General features: G+C 65.6%; 18 protein-coding genes and 2 pseudogenes. 9 read left to right on the plus strand and 11 right to left on the minus strand.

Annotated features, from left to right (window positions below):
* Nucleotides 1–157 precede the first annotated feature (157 nt).
* Nucleotides 158–1,066: a TetR family transcriptional regulator gene (locus AB0B25_RS22020; protein ID WP_357182478.1), complete on the plus strand. Its 909-nt coding sequence runs from the start codon at nucleotides 158–160 to the stop codon at nucleotides 1,064–1,066.
* A gap of 273 nt (nucleotides 1,067–1,339) precedes the next feature.
* Here AB0B25_RS22020 and AB0B25_RS22025 read toward each other — a convergent pair whose 3' ends face one another.
* The 4 genes from AB0B25_RS22025 to AB0B25_RS22040 form a co-directional block, all read right to left on the minus strand.
* On the minus strand, nucleotides 1,340–2,725 hold the full coding sequence (locus tag AB0B25_RS22025; protein WP_357182481.1) for a hypothetical protein: 1,386 nt from the start codon (nucleotides 2,723–2,725) through the stop codon (nucleotides 1,340–1,342).
* Between the two features lie 205 nt (nucleotides 2,726–2,930).
* The gene (locus tag AB0B25_RS22030) at nucleotides 2,931–3,968 is read right to left on the minus strand and encodes a phosphotransferase family protein (protein WP_357182484.1); all 1,038 of its coding nucleotides are present in this window, start codon (nucleotides 3,966–3,968) and stop codon (nucleotides 2,931–2,933) included.
* On the minus strand, nucleotides 3,965–4,741 hold the full coding sequence (locus tag AB0B25_RS22035; RefSeq protein WP_357182487.1) for an SDR family oxidoreductase: 777 nt from the start codon (nucleotides 4,739–4,741) through the stop codon (nucleotides 3,965–3,967). The genes AB0B25_RS22030 and AB0B25_RS22035 overlap by 4 nt, the downstream gene beginning before the upstream one ends.
* The gene (locus AB0B25_RS22040; RefSeq protein ID WP_357182489.1) at nucleotides 4,738–5,994 is read right to left on the minus strand and encodes an acyl-CoA dehydrogenase family protein; all 1,257 of its coding nucleotides are present in this window, start codon (nucleotides 5,992–5,994) and stop codon (nucleotides 4,738–4,740) included. Before AB0B25_RS22040 ends, AB0B25_RS22035 begins: the two co-directional genes overlap by 4 nt.
* 469 nt (nucleotides 5,995–6,463) lie before the next feature.
* Here AB0B25_RS22040 and AB0B25_RS22045 point away from each other — a divergent pair.
* A pseudogene (locus AB0B25_RS22045) lies at nucleotides 6,464–6,538 on the plus strand (hypothetical protein); the annotation flags it as partial.
* Between the two features lie 330 nt (nucleotides 6,539–6,868).
* On the opposite strand, the gene AB0B25_RS22050 reads toward AB0B25_RS22045, so the two are convergent.
* Both AB0B25_RS22050 and AB0B25_RS22055 read right to left on the minus strand, forming a co-directional pair.
* A complete protein-coding gene (locus AB0B25_RS22050) occupies nucleotides 6,869–7,552 on the minus strand; it encodes an epimerase (RefSeq protein ID WP_357182492.1) in 684 nt (227 codons plus the stop codon).
* Nucleotides 7,553–7,684: 132 nt separating this feature from the next.
* Complete coding sequence (locus tag AB0B25_RS22055) at nucleotides 7,685–9,091, minus strand: cytochrome P450 (RefSeq protein ID WP_357182495.1); 1,407 nt, start codon at nucleotides 9,089–9,091, stop codon at nucleotides 7,685–7,687.
* 330 nt (nucleotides 9,092–9,421) lie between these two features.
* Between AB0B25_RS22055 and AB0B25_RS22060 the strand changes: the two genes are divergently transcribed.
* Entirely contained in the window at nucleotides 9,422–9,889 is a 468-nt protein-coding gene (locus tag AB0B25_RS22060; RefSeq protein ID WP_357182498.1) for an SRPBCC family protein, read from the plus strand.
* Between the two features lie 160 nt (nucleotides 9,890–10,049).
* The gene (locus AB0B25_RS22065; protein WP_357182501.1) at nucleotides 10,050–12,503 is read left to right on the plus strand and encodes an SDR family oxidoreductase; all 2,454 of its coding nucleotides are present in this window, start codon (nucleotides 10,050–10,052) and stop codon (nucleotides 12,501–12,503) included.
* 110 nt (nucleotides 12,504–12,613) lie between these two features.
* Here AB0B25_RS22065 and AB0B25_RS22070 read toward each other — a convergent pair whose 3' ends face one another.
* Nucleotides 12,614–13,324, minus strand: coding sequence for an SDR family oxidoreductase (locus AB0B25_RS22070; protein WP_357182504.1), 711 nt, complete (start codon nucleotides 13,322–13,324; stop codon nucleotides 12,614–12,616).
* A gap of 109 nt (nucleotides 13,325–13,433) precedes the next feature.
* Here AB0B25_RS22070 and AB0B25_RS22075 point away from each other — a divergent pair, with 109 nt between their 5' ends.
* From AB0B25_RS22075 to AB0B25_RS22085, 3 genes are all read left to right on the plus strand, one after another.
* Complete coding sequence (locus AB0B25_RS22075; protein WP_357182507.1) at nucleotides 13,434–14,297, plus strand: LysR family transcriptional regulator; 864 nt, start codon at nucleotides 13,434–13,436, stop codon at nucleotides 14,295–14,297.
* A gap of 330 nt (nucleotides 14,298–14,627) precedes the next feature.
* Nucleotides 14,628–15,386: an alpha/beta hydrolase gene (locus AB0B25_RS22080; protein WP_357182509.1), complete on the plus strand. Its 759-nt coding sequence runs from the start codon at nucleotides 14,628–14,630 to the stop codon at nucleotides 15,384–15,386.
* Nucleotides 15,387–15,737: 351 nt separating this feature from the next.
* Nucleotides 15,738–16,358, plus strand: coding sequence for a hypothetical protein (locus AB0B25_RS22085; protein WP_357182512.1), 621 nt, complete (start codon nucleotides 15,738–15,740; stop codon nucleotides 16,356–16,358).
* A gap of 130 nt (nucleotides 16,359–16,488) precedes the next feature.
* Here AB0B25_RS22085 and AB0B25_RS22090 read toward each other — a convergent pair whose 3' ends face one another.
* The gene (locus AB0B25_RS22090) at nucleotides 16,489–17,247 is read right to left on the minus strand and encodes an SDR family oxidoreductase (protein WP_357182515.1); all 759 of its coding nucleotides are present in this window, start codon (nucleotides 17,245–17,247) and stop codon (nucleotides 16,489–16,491) included.
* 171 nt (nucleotides 17,248–17,418) lie between these two features.
* Here AB0B25_RS22090 and AB0B25_RS22095 point away from each other — a divergent pair, with 171 nt between their 5' ends.
* Both AB0B25_RS22095 and AB0B25_RS22100 read left to right on the plus strand, forming a co-directional pair.
* Nucleotides 17,419–18,318, plus strand: coding sequence for an AraC family transcriptional regulator (locus AB0B25_RS22095; RefSeq protein WP_357182518.1), 900 nt, complete (start codon nucleotides 17,419–17,421; stop codon nucleotides 18,316–18,318).
* Nucleotides 18,319–18,499: 181 nt separating this feature from the next.
* A pseudogene (locus tag AB0B25_RS22100) lies at nucleotides 18,500–18,963 on the plus strand (DIP1984 family protein).
* A gap of 372 nt (nucleotides 18,964–19,335) precedes the next feature.
* On the opposite strand, the gene AB0B25_RS22105 reads toward AB0B25_RS22100, so the two are convergent.
* The 3 genes from AB0B25_RS22105 to AB0B25_RS22115 all read right to left on the minus strand — a co-directional run bounded on the left by AB0B25_RS22105 (nucleotide 19,336) and on the right by AB0B25_RS22115 (nucleotide 22,209).
* A complete protein-coding gene (locus AB0B25_RS22105) occupies nucleotides 19,336–20,520 on the minus strand; it encodes an acyl-CoA dehydrogenase family protein (protein ID WP_357182521.1) in 1,185 nt (394 codons plus the stop codon).
* Nucleotides 20,521–20,660: 140 nt separating this feature from the next.
* Nucleotides 20,661–21,908 carry a wax ester/triacylglycerol synthase domain-containing protein gene (locus tag AB0B25_RS22110; protein WP_357182523.1) on the minus strand — a complete coding sequence of 416 codons (1,248 nt, stop codon included), beginning with the start codon at nucleotides 21,906–21,908 and terminating at the stop codon, nucleotides 20,661–20,663.
* Nucleotides 21,909–21,942: 34 nt separating this feature from the next.
* Nucleotides 21,943–22,209, minus strand: a complete 267-nt coding sequence (locus AB0B25_RS22115) for an acyl carrier protein (RefSeq protein ID WP_357182526.1) — start codon at nucleotides 22,207–22,209, stop codon at nucleotides 21,943–21,945.
* Nucleotides 22,210–22,218 lie beyond the last annotated feature (9 nt).

Below are 22,218 nucleotides of genomic sequence, written 5' to 3' on the forward strand. Positions count from 1 at the left end.
GCCGAAACGGCCGACATCCCGTTACGTCATCCGACCGAACAGACCGTACGTTCGATTGGTTGACGTTCATAAGGCCACCACGCCGCAGCGCAATGTCGCGCAAGACAGCGGAGCACTGCCCCTCACTTCCTGCTCAAATCCAGATAGCATGTTCAGCATGACTGAACATGCGGAGCCGGGTGAAGCCACACGGGGCACGGGTCGGCTCGTGCGGCGGGTTCGCGGTGCCGCCGGTGTGTCGTTACGTGAACTCGCGCGCCGGATCGACGTCAGCCCTGGAACCCTCAGCGCCATCGAGAACGGCAAAACACCGCTCACCGTGGACCGCCTCGACCGCATCGCCGCCGAACTGGGCGTATCCACCGTCGATATCCTAACCGCCCGCCCCGCATCGGTCGTCGACACCCGCACGAGCGACCACACCCACAGTGCAGCCCGCCACACCTGGCGCACCTTCGCGCCGCTACCGCTCGATCCCACCCTCGAGGCGGCGATATCCACATTCGTGCAAACCGGTTACCATGGCGCGACGATGCGGATCATCGCGGCAAACGCCGGCATGAGCGTCGCCGGCGTCTACCACCACTATCCGAGCAAACGAGACCTGCTCATCGCCATCCTCGACCTCGCGATGACCGAACTGCACTGGCGCATCCCGGCCGCTCGAGACGACGGCGCCGACGTGATCGAACGATTCGCCAACATGGTCGAAGCCCTCGCGCTGTTCCACACCCACCGTCCGGAGTTGGCGTTCATCGGCGCCAGCGAAATGCGCAGCCTCGACGACCCCGATCGCACCCGCATCGCCGCCCGCCGGATGGACATCCAACACATGCTCGACGACCAGGTCGCCGCGGGCATCCGCACCGGCGAATTCACCACCCCGTACCCACACGAAGCCACCCGCGCCATCTCCACCATGTGCACCTCACTGCCGCAATGGTTCCGCGCCGATGGCGCTGTCTCCGAACAGCAGATCGCGGTCGAATACGCCCAGTTCGCCATCGACGTCCTACGCGGCCACGGCAGCCCGGTGCGCCAGCGTCCGGCGCCGGACCAATACTGATGAACAGGATGATGTGCGGGACAGACACATCGAGCGGCGGGCCACGCGGATCGCCGCGCGATCGAACTCGGCTTCAGTTCCGCCAGCGCCCTCAGTTCCGCCTTCCGGCATCATTTCGACACCGGTCCCCGCGAAGTACGTCGAGGGTATGTGCATGGATCTTGCTGCGGCACAACATCTTCCGATGCCGATGCCGATGCCGATGCCGATTCGGTCAGGTCCGTCGACGATCGCGTTTCCAACGGTCCATGACCTCTGTCGTCTTTCCAGGTCTCAGCCGTGGCGTTCGGCATAACGGCGTTCGAAATCGGCGATATAGACCGGCGGATCGACGGACGTCGACGACTGCTCGAACAGACCGTCGTCACCGAGATAGAAGATCGCCCGATCCGTCGCGACCATCCCGGCGGGCACAGGCACATACACCATCCAGCCGACGCTGAATCGTTCGGCGACCAACTGTTCGAGCGGGTATCCCGTGGTGTCCAGTACGCGCCCGGTGATGTAATCCCGCACCCGGGAGATCGCCTCCGCGGCGTGCATCGGCTCCGGCGCCGGAGGCACCAATCCCGCCACCGAGTATTGATAGAGCGCACCGTCGATATCGAACCGGCCATCCTCGCCGAACACCTCAACCAGTTCCCGCCGCGTGACCCGGCCGACCTCGGCCGTGGCAAGCAGTGCGGCAATCGCTTCCCGCGCACCCGGACTCGACTCGGTGCCGAGCAGATCGGAGACGATACCGAACACCGTTTCCCTGGCCCACACCCCGGGCACCGCCACGGCGCAGTCCTGCGCCGACGGTGAATCCCCGCGATACCAGCGCCCTGCCTCCCACCAATAGCAAAACGACAGCAGACCCGACGCAACGCGCGGATCGAGCACCGGATCCGCCACCCAATCCGGTGCGCCGGCATAGAGATTCGGCATCGGCTCGCCGCCGTTGTAGACCGCGTCCAAGGTCGGGGCATTCCACACCCCGCCAGAGAGCACCGCCCGCCCGGCCGGGAGCGCATGCAGCGTCGACCCGTCCAACGCCGCCCCCTCGAACACTCCCGTCCACGGCTGCATGCGCGGACCGAGCTCCGACCGGGCTGCGACGAATGCCGCGGCGATCGTCACCCAGCGCGCCCACATCTGCGGGAACGGGGGAAATTCGTTCTCCGCCAGCGTCGCCCACACCTGGCGTGATCGATCGCCACGCGCTTGGGCGGCGGCCTGTTGCGGAGTGCGCCGTTGCCGGTCGCCGTGGCCGATGTAGGCGCCCAACCACACCGGTACCTCGGCGCGCGGATACGCCTCGAGGTCGGCGCGGTACGCCTCTGGAGCGAACAACTGTCCGGGTGGGAACGGCTGCTCGCCATAGTCGTAATCGATGTCGATCGCGCCGGACTCGGCCAGTACGACGAGAATGCGCCACCACGGCCCGCCATCGGATCGAGCCGCAAGCGTCCGCAGTTCCCGGACCAGCGCGAACACCGACTCCGGTGGCGATAGCGGAACCATCTGATCGCCCACGGAGTACGCGAGTTGTCCGACTTCCCCCGCCACCGTGACCGCGAATACCGCATCCGCTTGCTGCCAGCCCGTGGGGCCGAGCGCTTTCAGCGCATCAGTGAGCCGCCGCTCGGCGGCTGGATCGCGCGGTTCGCCCCCCAAACAATCCTCCTAATACCAGCGCGAGCCGCCGCGTTCTCGGGTCCTCATTGTCGAGCCTTCCCAGAGCTGGGACCGAGATCTGCGGTCAGGACGTCGCCCCCGAGGCCGCCGGACAAATCCGCGAACTGCTCTGCCACCTCGAAGATTTCAGAGATCGCCACCTGCCTCGATCACCATCATGGACGAGTGATCGACTGGAGTTCCGCTACAACTCCACTTCTTTCGCGGCGCCGGAGGCCGAGCCGAGCAGGGACAGGACATCGGCTTCGTCGGGTGGCCGGAGGCCCGAGCGGTTGTTGGGATCATCGAGTGTGCGGCGCATGATGCCCGCGTAGATAACCGCGATTTTCCATAGTCCGAGCACATACCAAAAGCGCAGGGCGGCCCCGTCTCGACCGGTCGCGCTCAGATATGCATTCGCCATTTCGTCGTGGCTGGGCAACCCCGCCAACGCGGGCATACCGTGACCGAACGCGATTTCACCTGGCTTGGGCCAATATGCCAGTGTCGAGCCCATGTCGGCCAATGGGTCGCCCAAGGTGCACAGCTCCCAGTCCAGCACGGCGTCAACGGCGCCGGTTGTCCGCGACGTGATGACGTTGCGCAGGTGGAAATCACCGTGCACCAGGGAGATCTCCTGCTTCGCCGGAATCGCCGCGGTGAGGCGTGCGGTCAACTCGTCGAATTCGCGATTGTCCCCACTCCAGGTGGCGTACCACTGTCGTGTCCACCGTTTCAATTGCCGTTGAGCGTAGGGGCTGTGACTGGCGAGGTCGGACAATCCAGCCCGGTCCAGGTCCACCGCATGGATCCGCGCGAGCGTGTCCACCATGGATAGCGCTGTGGTCCGACGCAGCTGTGGCGTCAGCGACTCCAGCGCCGCGGCGCCGTCGATGACGTGCCCGTCGACGAATTCCATCAGGACAACCGGGGAGTCACCGACAGTGCCCTCGTCTGCGACACCGAGAACCCGTGGAGTCGGTATTTCGGTGGAGTCCAACGCTTGCAGAATCCGGGCTTCGCGGACGACGTCGTGGGCCGAATCCAGTGTGTGTCCGACCGGCGGCCTCCGTAGCACCCATTGGTGCCCGGCATCGTCGCGGACCAGATAGGTGAGATTCGACTGACCGAGCCCGATGCGGTCGAATCGCAGCGAGCCGGTCCGCGTGAGGCCGAGCGTGTCGAACCATTTACTGACTGCCGATGTGTCGACGCCTGGTGTTGCCGTGGTTTCAGTGGTCAACGGTCTGCCTTCGTCCGGGGCTCGGCGGTATAGGTGAGCAGTTGGCCGCCGTCGATCACCAAGGTTTCACCTGTGATCCACGACGCCGCGTCGGAAGCCATAAATGCGATGGCCGAACCGATGTCATCGGGCTCGCCGAGACGCTCCAGTGGGGTCGATGCCGCGACTTCTGCCTCGTGGTCCTTCCATAGAGCTTCGGCCAGCTTGGTGCGAACCACGCCGGGTGCGACGGCATTGACACGGATTCGTGGGGACAACTCCAACGCCAGTTGCTTGGTCAGATGGATCAACGCGGCCTTCGACACGTTGTACAGACCCAAGTCGGCGCTGACCGACATGCCGTTGATCGATGCGGTATTGATGACGACACCGCCGTGCTCGCGCATCCATGCCGCAGCCGCCAGTCGGGTCCACAGGATCGGTGCCCAGAGATTGATGTCGAACAGTTTCGCGAAACGCGTATGGTCTTGGTCGATGATCGGTCCGAATGCCGGATTGGTGCCGGCATTGTTGACGAGAATGTCGATCCGGCCGAATCGTCGCCCGACGAAGTCGATGCACTCGCGGGCGCTGTTCTCGTCTGCCGCATGGGCCGCGAAACCGACTGCGCTACTGCCGATTTCACCGGCGGCGGCGGTGGCGGACTCGAGTGCCCGGGCGGTGACGACGACGTTGGCGCCTCCCGTGGCCAACGCCTGTCCGGCCGCGAGGCCGATCCCGCGGGACGCTCCGGTAACGATCGCGACCTTGCCGGTGAACTGCGGGCTGGTCATTGCCTACCCACTGCGATCTCGGGAATTCGCTCTGCCCGGTCGGGGTTCTGCGGCGCGGAATGTTTCCGCAGTTCGATGCGGGCGATTGCGCGCTTGTGCACCTCGTCCGGCCCGTCGGCAAGTCGCAACGTCCGCAGGTGGGCGTACATGCGGGCCAAGGGTAAGTCGCCGGTGAGTCCCGCGCCTCCGTGGACCTGGATCGCGCGATCGACGACCTTCAGCGCCACCGCTGGCACTGCCACCTTGATCGCCGCAATCGCGCTTTGGGCCTGTTTGTTCCCGACGGTGTCCATCAGGTGCGCCGCATTGAGTGTCAGCAACCGCGCCATCTCGATGTCTATGCGGGACTCGGCAATCCAATCCTGGATATTGCTGCGCTCAGCCAGCGGCAGTCCGAAGGTTGTCCGAGACTGGGCGCGCTGACACATCAGCTCCAGTGCGCGTTCGGCGGCACCCAGTGCCCGCATGCAATGGTGAATCCGACCGGGCCCCAGCCTGGCCTGACCGATGGCGAATCCGTCACCTTCCTCGCCGAGCAGGTCGGCAACCGGGACCTGGACGTCTTCGAACAGCAGTTCCCCGTGACCTTCGCGATCGTGGTAGCCGAAGATGGGCAGGTTGCGAATGATTGTGATGCCTGGTGCGTCAGCGGGTACGACGAGCATCGACTGCTGCCGGTGGGTCGGTGCAGACTTATCGGTCTTGCCCATCACGATCAACACCCCGAAGTTCTTGTGCAAGGCGTTGGTGGTGAACCACTTCCGTCCGTTGAGGATGTAGTGATCGCCGGTGCGACGGATGTCGAGTTCGATGTTGGTGGCATCCGAACTCGCCACGTCGGGCTCGGTCATGGCGAAACCCGAGGCCATCGTTCCGTCCAGCAACGGTTGGAGGTAGTGCTTGTGATGCGCTGCCGTTCCGAATCGGCTGAGCACCTCGATGTTGCCGGTGTCCAGGGCATTGCAGTTGCAGGCCTCCGACGCGATCGCGCTGCGGCCCATGATTTCCGCGAGCGGCGCGTACTCCAGATTGCTCAGCCCCGGGCCCCACTGCGGATCGGGGTGGAACAGGTTCCACAGCCCGCGGCGGCGAGCCTCGACTTTGAGCTGTTCGAGGACCTGCGGCTGGTGATGCGGGTCACCCGCCTCGGCGATCTCGCGTTCATATTCCGACTCGGCCGGATAGACCGAATCGGTCATGAATTCGAGCAGTTCGTCGCGGTAGCGCCGCGAGCGCTCGGATATCTCAAACATTGCCTCTCCTTTGGCTGACGGTTTCGAGATCGCGCGCCAGCGTTCGCCGCGATAGCGCACATCGGTCGCTGTTGCGGTCCAGTCGCCACGCACGCCTGCTGAAGGCGAGCCCGACACGGAGAGGTCGACTCGGCGCATGGATCGCCGGTCGAGGGGTGCTGCGCCGGCGCGCTGATCGGACTCCGACATGGTGCAGGCGTACCACTTTATCCTACCGTTCGTTCGGTTTGTTCAGTCGGAGCGTAGTGGCGTCTGCAACTGCTTTCTAGCAAGGAATTTTCGCCAGTCGCACCCTAAGAATCGAAGGCGTGTTCGGCTACACTGAACAACGGTGGACAGCCCCAGCTGGCGTCGATCACGCGCCGACATTGTGGAGTTGCGCGTTCCCGGTCGCCAGCGAGGTTGACCGCGAGCCTCGGCGCGGCCGTTCTGTTCTGAGGCCCGCTGATTATGGTCAGCGCAGTCCCGGCTCCGGACCCGAACGGACGCCGACGACCGGCCGGTGCCGCTCGACCGTCAGGACCGGACCCGCTGGGACCGGTTGCTCATCACACGCCGAGGGTGCGTTGCGGCGGGCCGAACACCTCGGCGGCCGCCCTACGTGCTGCAGGCCTCGATCGCCGCCTGCCACGCCCGAGCGCCGAGCGCGCGCTGCTACTCGACCGGGTCGCGTCCTGCTGAATCGGCCGCGACGACAGACGGCAGGGTGGAAGCGAGGGCCGGGAACCTGACGGGCTCGTCATCTCCGCCTTCGCCCCGACATCCCGCTCGACTCCGCCCACCCCCTCATCGCCGAACCGACCTGACCGACCCGCCACCGCGAGCCGTTCCTCGCCCACGTCGGCGACTTCCCGCAGGAAGCCGATACTCCGCGCTAGGACGCAGCTCGCGCGGTGATTTCTCGTGGCGTGAGCACGCGAGTGTCCGACCCGGAGGCCGCGACGGCGAGCATGGCGCGACCGATCTCCCGATTGTCGTTGACCGCGTTCGGCGCCAGCCGCTTGAACAGCGGGATCAACGGCTTCGTGAGCGCATACACGGCGCGATACAGCCTGGTCTTGGAGACGACGCCGTCCGTGGGCTGAACGAATCCGGGCCGGAACATATACGCCTGGAAAGGAAGTGCGAGCAGATCGTTCTCGGTCTTCCCCTTCACCCGCCCCCACATCGACCGGCCCTTCTCGGTGCTGTCGGTGCCCTGCCCGGAGACATAGACGAACGTCAGCGTCGGGTTCGCGGCCGCCAACGTGCGACCGACCTTCAAGGCCAGGTCGTAGGTAATCCGGCGGTAGTCCTCCTCTTTCATGCCGACGGACGAGACGCCGAGGCAGAAGAAGCAGGCGTCGAACTCCGGCAGCTCGCCGGAGACCGCGGCGAGATCGGTCGGATCGGGCTGGACGAACTCGCGCAACCGGGGGTTCTCGATGCCCAGCGAACTGCGCCCGACGGCGAGGACCTGCTCGACCCGCTCGTCTCGGAGGCACTCGTTGAGGACGCCCTGCCCAATCATGCCGGTCGCGCCGAAGATGATGACCTTCATGCCAGGATCTTGCCCCATCGGCAAGAGGATCGAGGGATCTGCTGCGATGGTGATCCGAGGCTCATGCCGTCAGACCGCAAGCGACGGTCAGGCACAGGTCGGTGCGGTCGTCGGCTATTCCTCCCGGTTCAGAAACTCGACGATATGTCGCTAGGCACTGTGATCAAGCGATCGACTCGTCGCTCCGATCGGCAGCAGGTCGGCCAGGATGGGTTGGGCGGGATAGGTGAGGTGGACCCGGCATCGTCGTTGTGGCACCGGGTCGATCAACTGCAGTGACACGTTGCTCAGAATCTCGTCACACACCCCGGCGATGAGCGACTTGGAAAATTCACCTGCGACGCATCCGAACGGTCCGGAGCCGAAGAGCGCTCTGCGAGGGTTCGTGATGTGTTGGAAGCGTTCCGGTACATAGGTGTCAGGCTGCGTCCAGGCCACAGGATCGCGGTTGAGCATGGCGGGGCAAACACCGACTATGGTTCCGGTGGGAAGGTGGTACCGCTGCTCGCCGCTGTCGTAGGTCAACGGCGACTGCAGTGCGCGGACGAGCGACGAGATCGGGTTCAGGCGGATCGTCTCCCACAGGCACCAGCCGAGGTAGCTCAGCCGGTCCGGAGCGGCCATAGCGGCGTCATAGACACTGCGGTTGCGCACGATGTCGACCAACGTCCACACACCGTAGCTGCCCGGGTACGTCACGGCGTTCCATAAGACGTACATCGCCATCCAGGCCACGTCGTCATCGTGGACATTCGCCGACCGGATTGCCTGGAACAGAGGCGCTTCCGGCATATGTCGCGCCGCGCCGGAGAGAATGTCCGCGAGACGGCGCGTCCCTCGATACTCGGGCATCGCGTACCGCCACGGTGTCACCGCCAGCGTTGCGCGAGGAATGTCGATCCCGTCGGCGATTGCGCGCAGTGCGGGAGTGATCTCGCATCCGTAGCGGTCCCAGAACTCGTCGCCGGCGAAGAATCGGCCGGAAATCTCGTAGATCGCGGGATAGACCGTGCGCGCAAGGTCCACCGTTCGTGGCCAGCGTGCGAGGTGCTCGTTCAGCACCGACTTGGTCAGCGGCGGCAGCCCGCCGACCTTCTCCGGTGACAGAAAACCCGCCATGATCCGCTTTCCGGTGAGCACGAGTTCCTGCAGCGACTCGTGGTCGTTCTGGCGCCGGGGAAACCAGAACCCGATGGTCGGGACGTTCCCGAAGACCGGTCCCATGGCAGCGTGCTCGGCAGGCAGCGATATCACCTTGTCGTATGCCGCGCGATCGAGCAGATAGGTGAGGTCGAACCGGGACGGGATGCGGATAGTGAAGACCGCGCCGTGGTTGTGGGCCGAGTCGTACACCAAACCCACCGGGTCGGTGACGACCTTCCGCAATCTGGTCACGAAACCGACGAGCGGAATGGCGTCGGCGCCGTCGAGCGCCAGCGGCGCAGGCCGGTAGCCCGGCGGGACGTCAGCCGGGGTGGTGTAACTGCGCCACGAACGCCATGCGGCCAATCCCGCCGCGACGGACAATACTGCGGACGCCACTCGAACTGGCTTCATCTGGATCCTTCTTCGCGCAGGCGGTATTCGGCACCGGCATGGAATCGGCGGGCGCTCGACGGCGACAACGTGAGACGTCGTGACATACGGACTTCCTGGTGAAGCCGTTCTCGTGAACGGAATTCGACATCTCGACGCGGCGACCATCGAGACGTGCGAGACTACGCTCGCTGGGCTCATCTGCTAAAGATTCCCAATGCAGGGAGGTCCTGGGTGCTGGTCACCGGCCTTCGCCCGTCATGAGAAATAGTCTGAGGATCATGAAGATGAGTAAGCGAAGTCTTCGAGAAGAGCCGAGCGTGAGCATCTCCGGAAAACGGTGGACTGTCCGTGGCTCGTAGAACCTTCCATCAAGCCGTGTCGATCGCGGCTCCGGCGGAGCCGGTGCGCGACAGCCTCATTCGGCTGATGACCGATATGCTCGCACTCGACCCGCTGGCCGTGTCGGCCACAAGCATCCTGAAGGAGACGACGACCGACGGCGCCTCGGTGGAGCACTTTCTGGTGCGCGACCGAATGATGTTCGGTCCGTTGCCGATCACGTTTACCTACCGCAGCAGGGTATCGCTCGACGTCGATGGCGTGATCGAATACGACACTCGTGTTCCACCGGGCATCCGCCTGCGCACGACCCTGTGGTGCGAGCCCGATGGTGACGGTGTCGTGGTTCGGGAGCGGATCGACGTCACCGCAGCCCGCGTGCTCATGAAAACGGTTCATACAGGGGTCGTCTCAGCTCAGACGGCGGTATTGGCGAACCTCAAGAAGTCGATGGAGCGAAATTCACCCGGCACGTGAGTGGCACGACTTCTCGCCACCCACAGTGGCCGGGCCAACAGCTTCGCCGAACTCGGTCTTCTCGCCGCCCGCCGCCAGTACCCCGGTGCCCCATAGAGATTGCGCTTAAGCGATCATATTTCTTGATCTTGTCAAAAGAATAACAACTGAAGGAGCGTTCATGGCTGGGCCGCGCAGCCACCTGGTGACCGGTGGCACGGGCTTCGTTGGTCGCGCACTCATCCTCGAACTGCTCGCTCGTACAGACGCCGATGTCATCTGCCTTGTCCGACCGCCGGATTCGTCGGACGCCGAGCACAGCGACGAGCGCCTCCACGAGGCCCTCATGGAGGCCGCCGTGGCTTACGGAAGCGAGGAATCGGTCGGCGCCGACATTGCCCGCCGATGCCGAGCCGTCGCCGGCGACCTCGACGGCGCGCTGGACGACCTCGCGACCACGATGGCCGGGCAGGTGGACCAGATCTGGCACTGCGCCGCCTCCCTCCGCTATCGCGAACGGGACCGGGAGGCCGTGGAACGTACCAACATCGACGGAACCGGCCGGATGCTGCGGTTCGCGGGGGCCGTCGGCGCGAGCGCGTTCCATTACCTCAGCACCGCCTACGTCGTGGGAACTGCCAACGGTCACCTTCTCGAACGCCCGGTCGAGGCGGGCACGTCGAACAACGTGTACGAGGAGACGAAGGTTCGCGCCGAGGAACTGGTGCTCACACAGGCGCCTGCCGGGCTGCGGGTCACGATCCTGCGGCCCAGTGTGGTGGTCGGACACAGCGTGACGTCGGCCGTCAGCGGCAGCCTGACCGGCATCTACGGTCTGGGCTACCACCTGGGGTCGTACACGACCGGTGAACGGCCCAGCGGCCCGGTCCGGATCGCCCTCGACCCCGGCGACACACTGGACGTGGTGCCGATCGACCAGGTTGCCCGCGAGGCGGTCGGCTGCGGGCTGCGCGGAACGGACCAAGCGGTGTACCACCTCACGGGCGGGCGTCCGGTCGGCGTCGGCGCGCTGCTCAACGCATGGTGCCGGGCAGTCGGCCTACCCGATCCGACGTTCGTGAGTGACCCTGCGCACCTGCGGGATCCCGAGCGGCGGCTCGACCAGCGGCTCGGTTTCTACGCGACGTATCTGCGGGGCGACCGGCGCTTCGCACGCATCAACACCGACGCGGTCATGGGTTGTGCGCCTCCCGAGGGCGTCGACGATGCGACGCTCGGCGATCTCTGCGCCTGGTACGCCGCATCGAACCGCATCGGGTCATCCGGCACGGGAGTGCCCACGTCCCCAACGAACCGTGAACCCGAACCGCGGCGTACGCCGGCCGACGGCTCCGCCGCGGGGGTGACCCGGATCGTCCTGGTCGGCGGCGGGTACACCAGTCTGCTGGCCTACCGTGCACTGCGCTGGCGAGTGCGCCGCGCGATGGCCCGCGGCAGCGTACAGATCTCGATCATCGCCCCCGGTGGCGCGCACCACTTCCACGGCTGGACGGGGGAATTGCTCACCGGTGTCCTCGCCCTGGCGAATCAGCGCACCTTCTTCACCGACGTCTGGCCCGACGCCGAGGTGATCGACGGCGTCGTCACAATGGTCGACCTACCCGGCCGCACGGTGACCGTGCGGGCGACAGACGCAGTGACCGGCGCCAGCACGGACCGCACGACGGTGCTGCACTACGACCAACTCGTTCTCGGCCCGGGTTCGGCCGACGGCGACATGGTGCCGGGGCTCGGTGAGAACGCGCTGTCGCCCAAAAAGCCCGCCGAGCTGGCGAAGTTGCACCAACGGCTGCAGGCCCTGGCGGCGGACCCGGACGCGGCCGCGAGCACGATCGTGGTCGTCGGCGGCGGCCTGGCCGGTGTGGAGATGTGCGCCGCCGTCTCCGAGTGGTTCGTTCGCGCCGGCGTCCGGCCTTCTCCCCGCATCGTGCTGGTCCACTCCGGCGCCGAGTTGCTACCGGAGTTGCGACCTCGGTTCCGCCGCCTTGCGAACTATGCCCACGACCGCCTGGTCGAGTACGGCGTGGACATCCGGACCGGCACGCGCGTCGACAAAGTGATCCAGCACAAGGTGGTGCTCGCCGACGGCACCGTGCTCGCGGCCGATCTCGTCATCGCCGCGCTCGGGCAACGCCCGGTGCGGATTCCTGGAACGGAAGAACTCGAACGTGACCCTGACGGGCGCATGCGCACCGACGGCCACCTGCGCGTGCCAGGGCAAGCCGGAGTGTGGGCCGGTGGCGACGCCGCCGCGGTGCCACACCTGGTCACTGGCGACACGTGCCCGCCCAACGCCCTGTGGGCGATCAAACACGGCAGCTTCATCGGTCGTAACATCGCTCGCGACCTGCGCGGCCGACGGCCACTGCGCTTCAGTTACCTCGGGCTCGGCCGGGCCGGCAGCCTCGGCGTGGGCAAGGGCGTGCTGCATCTGTACGGCATCCAGTTCACCGGCCGACTGGCCTGGGTACTGCGGGCATCGCTGTTCGTGCGCTTCATGCCGTCGCGGCGGCGCGCCGTGGGCACCACTCGGGAACTCGTCGCGCTGCTGGGCCCAACACGGCGGCGGATAGGGCGCGAGTTCACAACGGCGCGACTGACTACCGACGGCTGATCCGCCCGTACGACTGATCCGCGACGGCACTGACCTGTGACCCGACCGTGGCGAGCACCGGCAGCAGGTCCGTGTCCGGCGGCTCGGGGCGCAAGCAAGGATCGCCTCGCCTACGCGGGGATGCTTCCGCCGCCGTCGGCCCGGATGATCTGGCCGGTGATGTAGCCGGCGTCCTCGTCGAGTAGCGCGCAGATCGCGTGTGCGATCTCCCGTGGCGTTCCGACGCGATTCAACGGAATCCTCGCCAGAAGGCGCGCTTCCCGCTCGGACCCGATCGGGCTGCGCTCACGGTACATCTCGGTCTCGGTGGGCCCGGGCGCGACCGCGTTGACCGTGATACCGGTCGACGCCAACTCGTTGGCCCAGATCCGGGTGCAGGCTTCCAGCGCTGCCTTGGCCGCGGCATACGGCGTACGTTCCGGGGTGCCGAGCGTGGTCAGACTGGTGACATTGACGATCCGGCCCCAGCCTGCGGCGAGCATGCCGGGCAGTGCGGCCTGAACAACCTGCACCGCGGTGCGCACGTTGCGGTCGTAGGTGTCGAACAGATGGTCCAGTTCGATCGATCCGATCCGGGCGAACCGTGCGAAGCCGGCGTTGTTGACTACCGCGTCGATCGGCCCGGCGGCGACGATCCGCGCCAACACTTCGGCGGTAGCCGCCCGGTCGGACAGGTCCACCTCGTAGAACTCGCCCGGGAAGTCCGCTGGCCTGGTTCGCGCGAGCCCCACCGGCAGACTTCCCGCCGCGGCCAGTCGGTCAGCGACGGCACGCCCGATGCCTTTCGATGCCCCTGTGATCAGTATTCGTCGTGGCGACATGATGACCTCTCGTTGAATGGTTTGCCATTACCTCAACAATTCGGAGGGACTAAATTGCATAACGCGCTTGATATATAGGTATGCCGTCGAACGCATATCCGGAGGACTTATGTCGACCCTGTTGCAGTTGAAGTCCTTCGTGACCGTCGTCGACGAGGGCGGTTTCACCGCGGCGAGCCGACGCCTCGGTGTGTCGCAGCCTGCGGTCAGCCGCGCCGTCGCCACGCTCGAGAAAGAGTTGGGCTTGCCGCTGCTCATCCGCAGCCGCGATGGCGTCTCACTGACGGAAGCGGGCTCTCTGGCGCTGTCCCATGCGCGGGAGGCGGTGCGGCACTTGATGCTGATGAGCGCGGAAGTCACGGCACTGGCGGGTGAGATCACGGGGACACTGGCCCTGGCGAGCCTGCCGAGCGTCACGGGGACTCTCGTCGCTCCGCAACTGCAGACTTATTCCGAGCGCTATCCGGCCGTCACGATCCGCCTGTTCGAGGGCAGCGAGGAGGAGGTCAGGGATTGGTTGGATCGCGGCGCCGCCGAGGCGGGTGTCGTCAGCCTGCCCATCAAGGGACTCGACACCGCAGTACTCGGAGAACAGGACATGGTCGCGGTGATGCCAGCGACCAACCGGCTGGCCGGCCGCGAAGAGGTGAGCTATGCGGAGTTGGCGCGCGAGCCGTTCATCCGCTCCACCGGTGGCTGCGCCGAGGTGTTCACCCCGGTCGCGCGCCGGGTCGGCGTCGACTTCGACGTCGACTTCGAAGCCCGCGAAATGTCGGCGGTGCTCGAGATCGTCAGGGCGGGACTCGGCGTCAGCATCCTTCCGAGTGCCGGCCTGCCCGACCTGCCCGACGGTGTGGTGATCCGTCCGCTCGTCCCGAAGACCGTGCGGCGCTTGGGCATCGCCGTGTCCGCCAGCGCGTCCACGGCCGCCCGGGCGTTCCTCGAGCAGATCACCGCGCTCGATCTGCACTGAGTCGTGCCCGAACGCGCGCGCAATTGCTACGCGCCTCGCCGCGCGGCCAGGCGGAACGACCTATACACCGCCGACCACAACCCGTACCGTGGCGGGATGTCCCACCACGGGCGCCCGACCCGGGACCGCCACCGGATCCCCTTGTCGCTCGCGACAATAGGAGGTTGAGGAACATCGTCTAGAAATCCGTGGGTCGGGGCGCGCCGAACACCGGTGGCGGGTGGATCGCCGTCCGATAGAGGATGGACCCGATAGACATATGGACGCTGCTGAACCTGCCCGCGCTAGGTGCGCGCTCGGCATGGCATCAGCTCTTGTGGAGGTAACGACGTGGCCACTCCTGCACGACAGCCCGACCGCGCCGGCGAGGGACGGACGTCCTACGGCAGCGACCCGAGCCAGTTCGGCGAGCTCTACCTGCCCAGCGGCACCCCGCGCGGGGTCGTGGTAGTCATCCATGGCGGGTTCTGGCGCTCGCAGCACGACTACACGCTGGGCTCTCCGCTCGCGGCGTCGCTGGCCGAGCAGGGTTGGGCGGTGTGGAACCTCGAGTACCGCCGGATGGGCAACGGCGGTGGCAACCCGACGACGTTCGACGACGTCGCCGCCGGCATCGACAAGGTCGCCGACCTCGGCCTCGACACCTCCACCGTGGTGACGCTCGGGCACTCGGCGGGCGGGCACCTCGCCACGTGGGCGGCGTCGCGGGGCCGCTTCGCCTCCTGGCAGCCAGAACGGGTGAAGGTGAGTCACGTCATCTCGCAGGCCGGGGTGCTCGACCTACGCCAGGCGTACGTCGACCAGCTCGGCGGGGGCGCCGTCGAGAACTTCCTCGGCCACCCGCCGACCGACGCCGACGACCCGCTCGACGCGATCCGCCAGGCGCCGCTCGACATCCCGGTGTGGTGCATCCACGCAACGGCAGACACCAACGTGCCGATCTCACAGTCGCAGGCCTACGTCGACGCCGTGACCAAGGCCGGTGCGACCGCCGAGCTGCACGCCGTGCCGGGCGACCACTTCGTGCTGATCGACCCGTCGAGCGGCGCCTGGGCCGACACGCTGGCCCACCTCGACGCGCTCACCTGACTCGTCAGGTCTCGATGCCGACCTTCTGCGCACGATGGCGCATGGCGCGACCGACTGTGGTGCACCTGATCGGGTCTGCGCTTCAGAGCCGGTGTTCCTCACTGCCCATCCGGAAGGTAAGGATGGGGACGAGGGCGCTCACGAGACGGCCTACTACGCTTGCCGAACTTGCCGAACTTGCCGCAGTGAACGAGATCATCGATGCCGCGCAGCAGGTTGTCGATTTGTGGTCGTTGGTTGGCATCGGCGCAGAGGTGCGCCGCCGAGGTGGAACTCGGCGATGTACCGGACCACGATGGACGCGTTCCGGCCTGCAATTCCCGCCGTTGGCATGCTGAGAGCATTGTCTCGATGGGAACAGACATCGACGGTGTCATCGAGAGCCGCTCGGCCGACGGGTGTTGGAAGGTAGCGGTCGACCTGCTCGACTTACAGCTCGGGCGGGACTACAAGGTGTGGGGCTGTCTCTTCGACGTCCGCGGCATCGAGGAGCTCCGTCCGCTCTTCGCCGACAGAGGGTTGCCGAACGACGTCTCGGATTCGGTGCGGGAGTTGTGTACTGATCCGGACAACGACTGCCAGCACAACCACACGTACGCCACGTGGGCTGAAGTCGCCGCGGTCGACTGGGACGCGCCGCTGGCCGACGGGCCCGCCTTTTACTACGCAGGCGAGTGGCGGCCAGGCACGGACGGCGAACTTGTCCTGTCCGACATTGCATGGGCGGCTTCGGGCGATCTGATCGAGGCGGCGACCGACCTCTTCGGCGGGGATCGGCTCCTCGCACCGTCGGAGTGGCCGCCGGGTGGTGAGGTGTGTCTGGACGGCGCGGTGTACCGGCCCGTGGTCGTGACCGCACGAATGCTCGCTCCTCCGGACGACGAGCGCTGGACCCGATTGTGGACGGCGATGCGGGATCTCGCTGCCGAGCATGGGGATGAGAATGTTCGCCTGGTCGTCTGGTTCGGCTGACTGCTCGTGCAGAGTCGATCATGCAATCCGAAAAACTGGTGGCAGCGTCCGGTAATGATCTGTTCACGACACACGGTGCGCCGCTGAGAATTCCCGCCGGTCGGATTCCTGGCTACCCGGCCGATCGGCATCAGAGACCGAAACCGCCCGAGACCTCGATGTCCTGTGCGGTGATCCACCGGCCTTCCTCGGACACCAACGCCGCGATGGCCAGTCCTACATCTTCGGGCTCGCCGAGCCGACCGAGGGCAGTGTTGGCCACGAGCGGCGGGATGACTTCGGGGAATCGGTCGAAAGCGTTGTCGGACAGCCGCGTCCGCGTGGCTCCCGGGGCGATCGAGTTCGCTCGGATGCCCCGCTTGGCCAGTTCTTTAGCCATGTAGCGGGTCAGCACCAGCAGTCCACCCTTCATCGACCCGTAGACCGAATAGCCCGGCTCCACGCTGGTCGGCAAGGCTGCGCCGCTGGTGGTATTGACGATCACGCCACCGTCGGCCAGCAACGGCAGCAGGGTCTGGGTGAGAAAGTACGGACCTTTGAGGTGTATCCGCATCAACCGATCGAACATCTCCTCGGAGGTGTCCTCGAACGGCATCGCCTCGCCGATGCCCGCGTTGTTGATCAGGATGTCGAAGGTCTCCCGCTGCCACTTGTCCTTCAGCACCTGGGCGACGTCGTCCCGGAAGACGGGGAACGTCTCGGTGCGGCTGACGTCCAGCGGGAGCGCCACCGCCTGCCCACCGCCTTTCTCGATGAGCGCAACGGTCTCGAGCGCACCGGGACGATTGTTGTTGAACGTCACGACGACGCCCGTGTCGCGCTCAGCGATCTGCACGGCCGCGGCCTGACCGATCCCAGAACTGGCGCCGGTGACGATTGCGATCCGCATGGCTGTCCACCTGTCTATGAGTTTTGTGAAGCTTTCAAGTGCTCCGAGGTATTCGGACAGATTCCATTTGAACGCGTTCACCTGCGGAAACCATAGAACGATGGTCGCGGACTCTTGCACAATCCTGCTTTGAAGAGCAGTAGGGCGGCTGCAACGTGGTTCACTTCGAATATGCGACTCGAGGAGCTGCGGACGTTGCTGAACCGGCACGCACGACCGGACATGACCACCGCCATCGACGGCGTGATGATCTCGAAGGTCGTCGCGCCGAACCTGCCCTCGGCGTCGATGAGCGGGACGATGATGGCGCTGATCGCCCAAGGCGCCAAACGTCTCGCGCTGGGCGATCGCGTCTACGAGTACCGAGCCGGGCAGTACCTCGTCACCTCGGTCGACCTGCCCGTCACCGGCCACTTCATCGATGCCACCGAGGCGGAGCCGGCCATCGGTTTCGGGCTCGAGTTACGACCGGCCACGATCGCACAGTTGCTTCTGCAAGCCGGTCCGGGCGACATCCCCCGAGCCGGGGGCGCCGTGTCCGCTATAGCAGTCAGCGACGCGTCGGCGGAATTGGTCGACGCCATCGTCAGGCTGGTGCGGCTGCTGGACCGGCCACGGGACGTCACGGTGCTCGCGCCGCTTGTCATCCAGGAGATCCTGTGGCGGTTGATCACCGGCGAGCAGGGCCGCACCGTGCGACAGCTGGGCGCGGCCGACAGTAGCCTCGCCCATATCTCCCGCACCGTGCACTGGATTCGGGACAACTATCGGCAGACATTCCAGGTGCAGGACCTGGCGCGGATGTCCGGCCTGAGCGTCTCGGCGTTCCACCGCAACTTTCAAGCCGTCACCGCGATGACCCCTATCCGGTTCCAGAAACAGATCCGATTGCAGGAGGCCAGATTGCTGCTGGCCACCCGCTCCGCCGACGTGGCCGGTGTCGGCTACGCCGTTGGGTACGACAGCCCGTCGCAGTTCAGCCGGGAGTACCGCCGCCAGTTCGGTTCACCACCCAGCCAGGACATTCTCCGGCTGCACGCCGAACCGAAAGTCCCACAGATGATCCCCTGATCGGTATACCCCGCCAAGGCCTCTCTTGCGTTCGTGCGGGCGAGGCCGAGCCCGCCGCCGTAGGCGCCCGAGCGTCGCCTGGCGATTGTGCCAGGTTACTCACTTGTCGAGCGCCACTGCGCCGCTGGTGTTTTCATCCCGCATACGATGAGCCTGCACAGTCGACATCGGAGGTGGGGACGTGAAGCTGGCCGAGGTGTTGTCGCTGCGCGCGGATTCTGCGCGTCGGATCGAGCAACTGCGCGTTCGCATCGTGAATAGCGCCCGCTTTCAGGAGGGCGAGGAGCCTGCCGAGGACGCGGCGGCCCTGCTTGCCGAGGCCGGCGAAGTATTCGGTGAATACGAGATGCTGATCCGGCTCATCAATCGCACCAACGCCGGCGCGCAGATCGGCTCGGACGAAACCCGACCGACGCGTCGGCCCGCCGGGATGCGTTGCGCCTGCGTCACTCCGTGGTCGCCGACGCGGCAGACGCGGCGGCAGGTAAGAACGAGTACGCGCGCCAGTTGCGGCCCGGGCTGAGGATGTTATCCGCTTTGCCGGTCGCCGATTTCCGCGGGCAGGCCGATGAGCTTGCCCGGGAGCTGCGCGAACTCGACGTGCAAATCCAACGCGCTAACTGGGAGGGGGAGCTGCTGGACTGACGACCGAGGTGGAGAAGGTAGTTGTCGCGGAGGCGTGCACAACCCTGGGCCGGCGAAATGGTCCGGTTCGAACCAGTCGACCTACCTGTTCCATCATTGGCGCCCGACACCCACGAGAGAGGTCCGCCGGATCGCGGTGGCCGAGGCAGTCGAGGACATCCGCCGCCGCCCCGTGGGGTACACGGTAAGCGGCGCATCCGCGCGGCATTGCTCGCCGAATACGACATGATCGTCAATCACAAGCCCCGGCCGGCGGTCTGAGCTTGCGGTGGTTCGCCTCTTCTCCGGGGACAGTGAGGTGAGAAGCGTGAGCCCGGCGCCGGCGCTCTTTTGCTCCAGTCCCACTGGTGTATTCGGCCATCCCCAGGGTCGCTACTCCTTCCTGGGCTCAGGCTCACCGAACAGCGCATCGTATTCATTGAAATCCGGCTTCATCCCGGCGGCGACTACTTCCCATAACACTTCGTCGGTGCCGCTGCCGATCCGGGACAATTGCATGTCCTGCCACCATCTGGCAAGCGGAGTTTCCGCCGTCAGATATCCGGCGCCACCGAAGATATGGAGGCATTCCCCGACGACTTCTTGACCCAGCCGCGCAGCGGTGACTTTCAAGCCGGCAGCCGTTCGCACGTCGATCTGCTCCGACGCCGCCATCCCCTGCAACGCCAGTCGCAGCATCGCGACCTTGGCGTGCAGATCTGCCACCCGCAGGCGCAATGCCTGATGGCCGAACAGGGGTTTGCCGAACTGCTCACGTCGCATCATCCGCGCAACAGTGAGGCCGAGAACGCGGTCGCATGCACCCGACACCTGCGCCGCGATCGACAGGCGCTCGTGTGTCAATCCCCATGTTATCGCGGCCAATCCGATGCCAGGACGACCCAACAGCGCCTCAGCGGGCAACCATGTGTCGAACTCGATCGGGGCCGTGTCCAATGAGTTCGCCCCCAACTTGTCGTACGGTTCACCCACCGACGCTGACGTGAGGGGCAGTGCGAACAAACCGAGGTTCCCCGGCCGATGGTCGCTGCCGTTCTCTACGCATTGCGCGAGCACCAGCGCGAAGTCCGCGACGCTGGACAGCGATACGAACGCTTTCGCCCCGGTCAACACATATCCGCTACCGTCGCGGACGGCGGTCGTCCGTACAGCTTGCAGGTCCGAGCCGCCCGTCTGCTCTGATGCGCCGATGCAGAGCACCGCAGTGCCTGCCGTCGCATCGGCGCAGAGCGAGCGGAGATGATCCGAACTGGCAAATCGGTGAAGTATCGCGAGCGCTGAATCGTGCAGACTCACTCCTACGCCGACGCCGCCCGAGCATTCCGCACCGAGTGCGGTGTACAGTCCGACGAGTTTGGCGAGTTGAAACCGATACCCTCCCGCCCACTTATCGGTGAAGACCCCGGCAGCGCCGAGTCGGGCAAGAACTTCTCGTGGAAAAACGCCCTGTCGCTCCGCTTCCGCCGCCATCTCTCGAAATCCGTCATCGAGCACGGCCTCGACTGCGGCACAGAAATTCTCGACCGAGCTACCGTTCATCACCGCGTTGTTCGGCACCAGGGGCCTCCTATGGTTGTCCGATGCAAACCAAACACGCCGGACTGTCCGACGGGAACCGAATCAGAAATGCCTCGAAGTCCCACCGCCAGTTTGCGACCTGGGGGAGATCGGGCTCTCTGGTCAGCGCCGTGCCCACGTCACACCTGCCCCGCGATGAGTTCCCGCAGGTGCTCGGCGAACAGCCCGACATCGGGCAACGCGGCGGGGTCCGCCATCATCCCGATCGTGACCTGATCGCGCAGGATCAGCGCGGTCACCGCGAGTTCACGACCCAGCATCGGGTGGAAGCCGACGACATTCGTCACTTCTCGCCCCAGCAGCCGGTTGTCCGGACTGAAAGCAGGATTGACACCTACCGCCAGGTCCCAGCTGTCAGCTGCCATCAGCTGGGTCATCAACACCTGGGCGCGCCACGGCAGGTAGCTCAATCCGTGTGAGGTCTTGGGGGCGTCGATGGCCTGGCGCGACGGATCCGAGCTGAGCAGTGCAGTCCGGATGCTGTGGACTTGCTTCGACAATGAATCCGCTGCGTCGGATAGTTCGAGGATCGCCAGTGACGCGGCATTCCCCGTGTGTGCCAGCGTCTGGTCCAGCGATACCGGAAACATTATGCGGAGCGGGCGATCGGCATGTTCCGGGAAAGCCCGCGCGAAGGCGAGTCCGGCCGCGGCATATACATACTCTTGTGTCGAGGCGCCTAGCTTCAGTCGGTTCTGCCGCACCGTCTCGGTGGGTACGGCGATCTCGGCTACCCGACGCACGGCCCGGTCCCCGTCGGGGCGTAGGTGTTTCGGGCGCCAACCTTGACGCCTGAGCAGTCGAGAACTCCGCGCCCCGGCCGCCACTGCCGCGACCACACCGACCGGACCGACATCGAATCGCGGTGTGCTGACAAAGCGCTGGTACTCCGCGGTGCTTCCGGAGGCGGTATCGCTGACCATTGCGACGAAGCCGGGTGCGCCGAGCCCATCCGACAGCCCATGATGCACACGCAACAGCAAGGCCTGAGATGTGGTGTCCTGCTGGTGGACAAGCGTGAAGTCCCAAGGCGGAACATCACGTCGCATTCGGCTACCCATGAGTTCTTCCACCTGCCGCAGCATTCCGAATCGGTCCGCGACGTGATACTCCTTCGCATGCTCGGTCGGGTCTATCGACGTTGCGAGAGTGAAACGGGGTTTGCGTCGTGGATGTGTCGGCAGCACCAATCGGTACAGATCGCTTTCGCCGAACCGCTGTGCGATGCGCGCCCGCACATCCTCGATCCGGACGGGCTCGCCGTCGGGGGACAATTCGAGCACAAGAACCCAATTCATCGGATGTGCGGGAACATCCAGGCGCAAGTGGTGGCTGTCGAGGCTGCTCAATTCGATTTCGGCAGGCATGAGAGATGTGCTCCCCTCGTCCGAGCGGAGACTGTTACGCATCCGCCGACATGTCCGGACCGCCCGCGAGCGCGACCCGAATCAAAGCATCGACTTCGCCTATCGTGCGGCACTCCATCAGTTGTTGTCCGGTCACCTGCGGTCCCGTGTGTTCCTCGATGGCGACCAGCGCAATCGCGAATGCCACCGAATCCATGCCGAGATCTTCGATCAAACGATCGTCGGGACCGATGTTCTCCACACCGAGGGCGAGATCTTTTTGGAGGACACTGCGTAGCTCATCGCTCAACCAGCTCGACATGCTGTTGAA

It is taken from the genome of Nocardia sp. NPDC049190, assembly GCF_040648115.1.
Lineage (GTDB): Bacteria > Actinomycetota > Actinomycetes > Mycobacteriales > Mycobacteriaceae > Nocardia.

Excerpts from the sequence above, each read along its gene's own strand:
- AB0B25_RS22020 (WP_357182478.1), top strand. The coding sequence starts at position 158 with ATGACTGAACATGCGGAGCCGGGTGAAGCCACACGGGGCACGGGTCGG.
- AB0B25_RS22035 (WP_357182487.1), bottom strand. The coding sequence starts at position 4,741 with ATGACCAGCCCGCAGTTCACCGGCAAGGTCGCGATCGTTACCGGAGCG.
- AB0B25_RS22040 (WP_357182489.1), bottom strand. The coding sequence starts at position 5,994 with ATGTTTGAGATATCCGAGCGCTCGCGGCGCTACCGCGACGAACTGCTC.
- AB0B25_RS22050 (WP_357182492.1), bottom strand. The coding sequence starts at position 7,552 with ATGGGGCAAGATCCTGGCATGAAGGTCATCATCTTCGGCGCGACCGGC.
- AB0B25_RS22055 (WP_357182495.1), bottom strand. The coding sequence starts at position 9,091 with ATGAAGCCAGTTCGAGTGGCGTCCGCAGTATTGTCCGTCGCGGCGGGA.
- AB0B25_RS22065 (WP_357182501.1), top strand. The coding sequence starts at position 10,050 with ATGGCTGGGCCGCGCAGCCACCTGGTGACCGGTGGCACGGGCTTCGTT.
- AB0B25_RS22070 (WP_357182504.1), bottom strand. The coding sequence starts at position 13,324 with ATGTCGCCACGACGAATACTGATCACAGGGGCATCGAAAGGCATCGGG.
- AB0B25_RS22075 (WP_357182507.1), top strand. The coding sequence starts at position 13,434 with ATGTCGACCCTGTTGCAGTTGAAGTCCTTCGTGACCGTCGTCGACGAG.
- AB0B25_RS22085 (WP_357182512.1), top strand. The coding sequence starts at position 15,738 with ATGGGAACAGACATCGACGGTGTCATCGAGAGCCGCTCGGCCGACGGG.
- AB0B25_RS22090 (WP_357182515.1), bottom strand. The coding sequence starts at position 17,247 with ATGCGGATCGCAATCGTCACCGGCGCCAGTTCTGGGATCGGTCAGGCC.
- AB0B25_RS22095 (WP_357182518.1), top strand. The coding sequence starts at position 17,419 with ATGCGACTCGAGGAGCTGCGGACGTTGCTGAACCGGCACGCACGACCG.
- AB0B25_RS22110 (WP_357182523.1), bottom strand. The coding sequence starts at position 21,908 with ATGCCTGCCGAAATCGAATTGAGCAGCCTCGACAGCCACCACTTGCGC.
- AB0B25_RS22115 (WP_357182526.1), bottom strand. The coding sequence starts at position 22,209 with ATGTCGAGCTGGTTGAGCGATGAGCTACGCAGTGTCCTCCAAAAAGAT.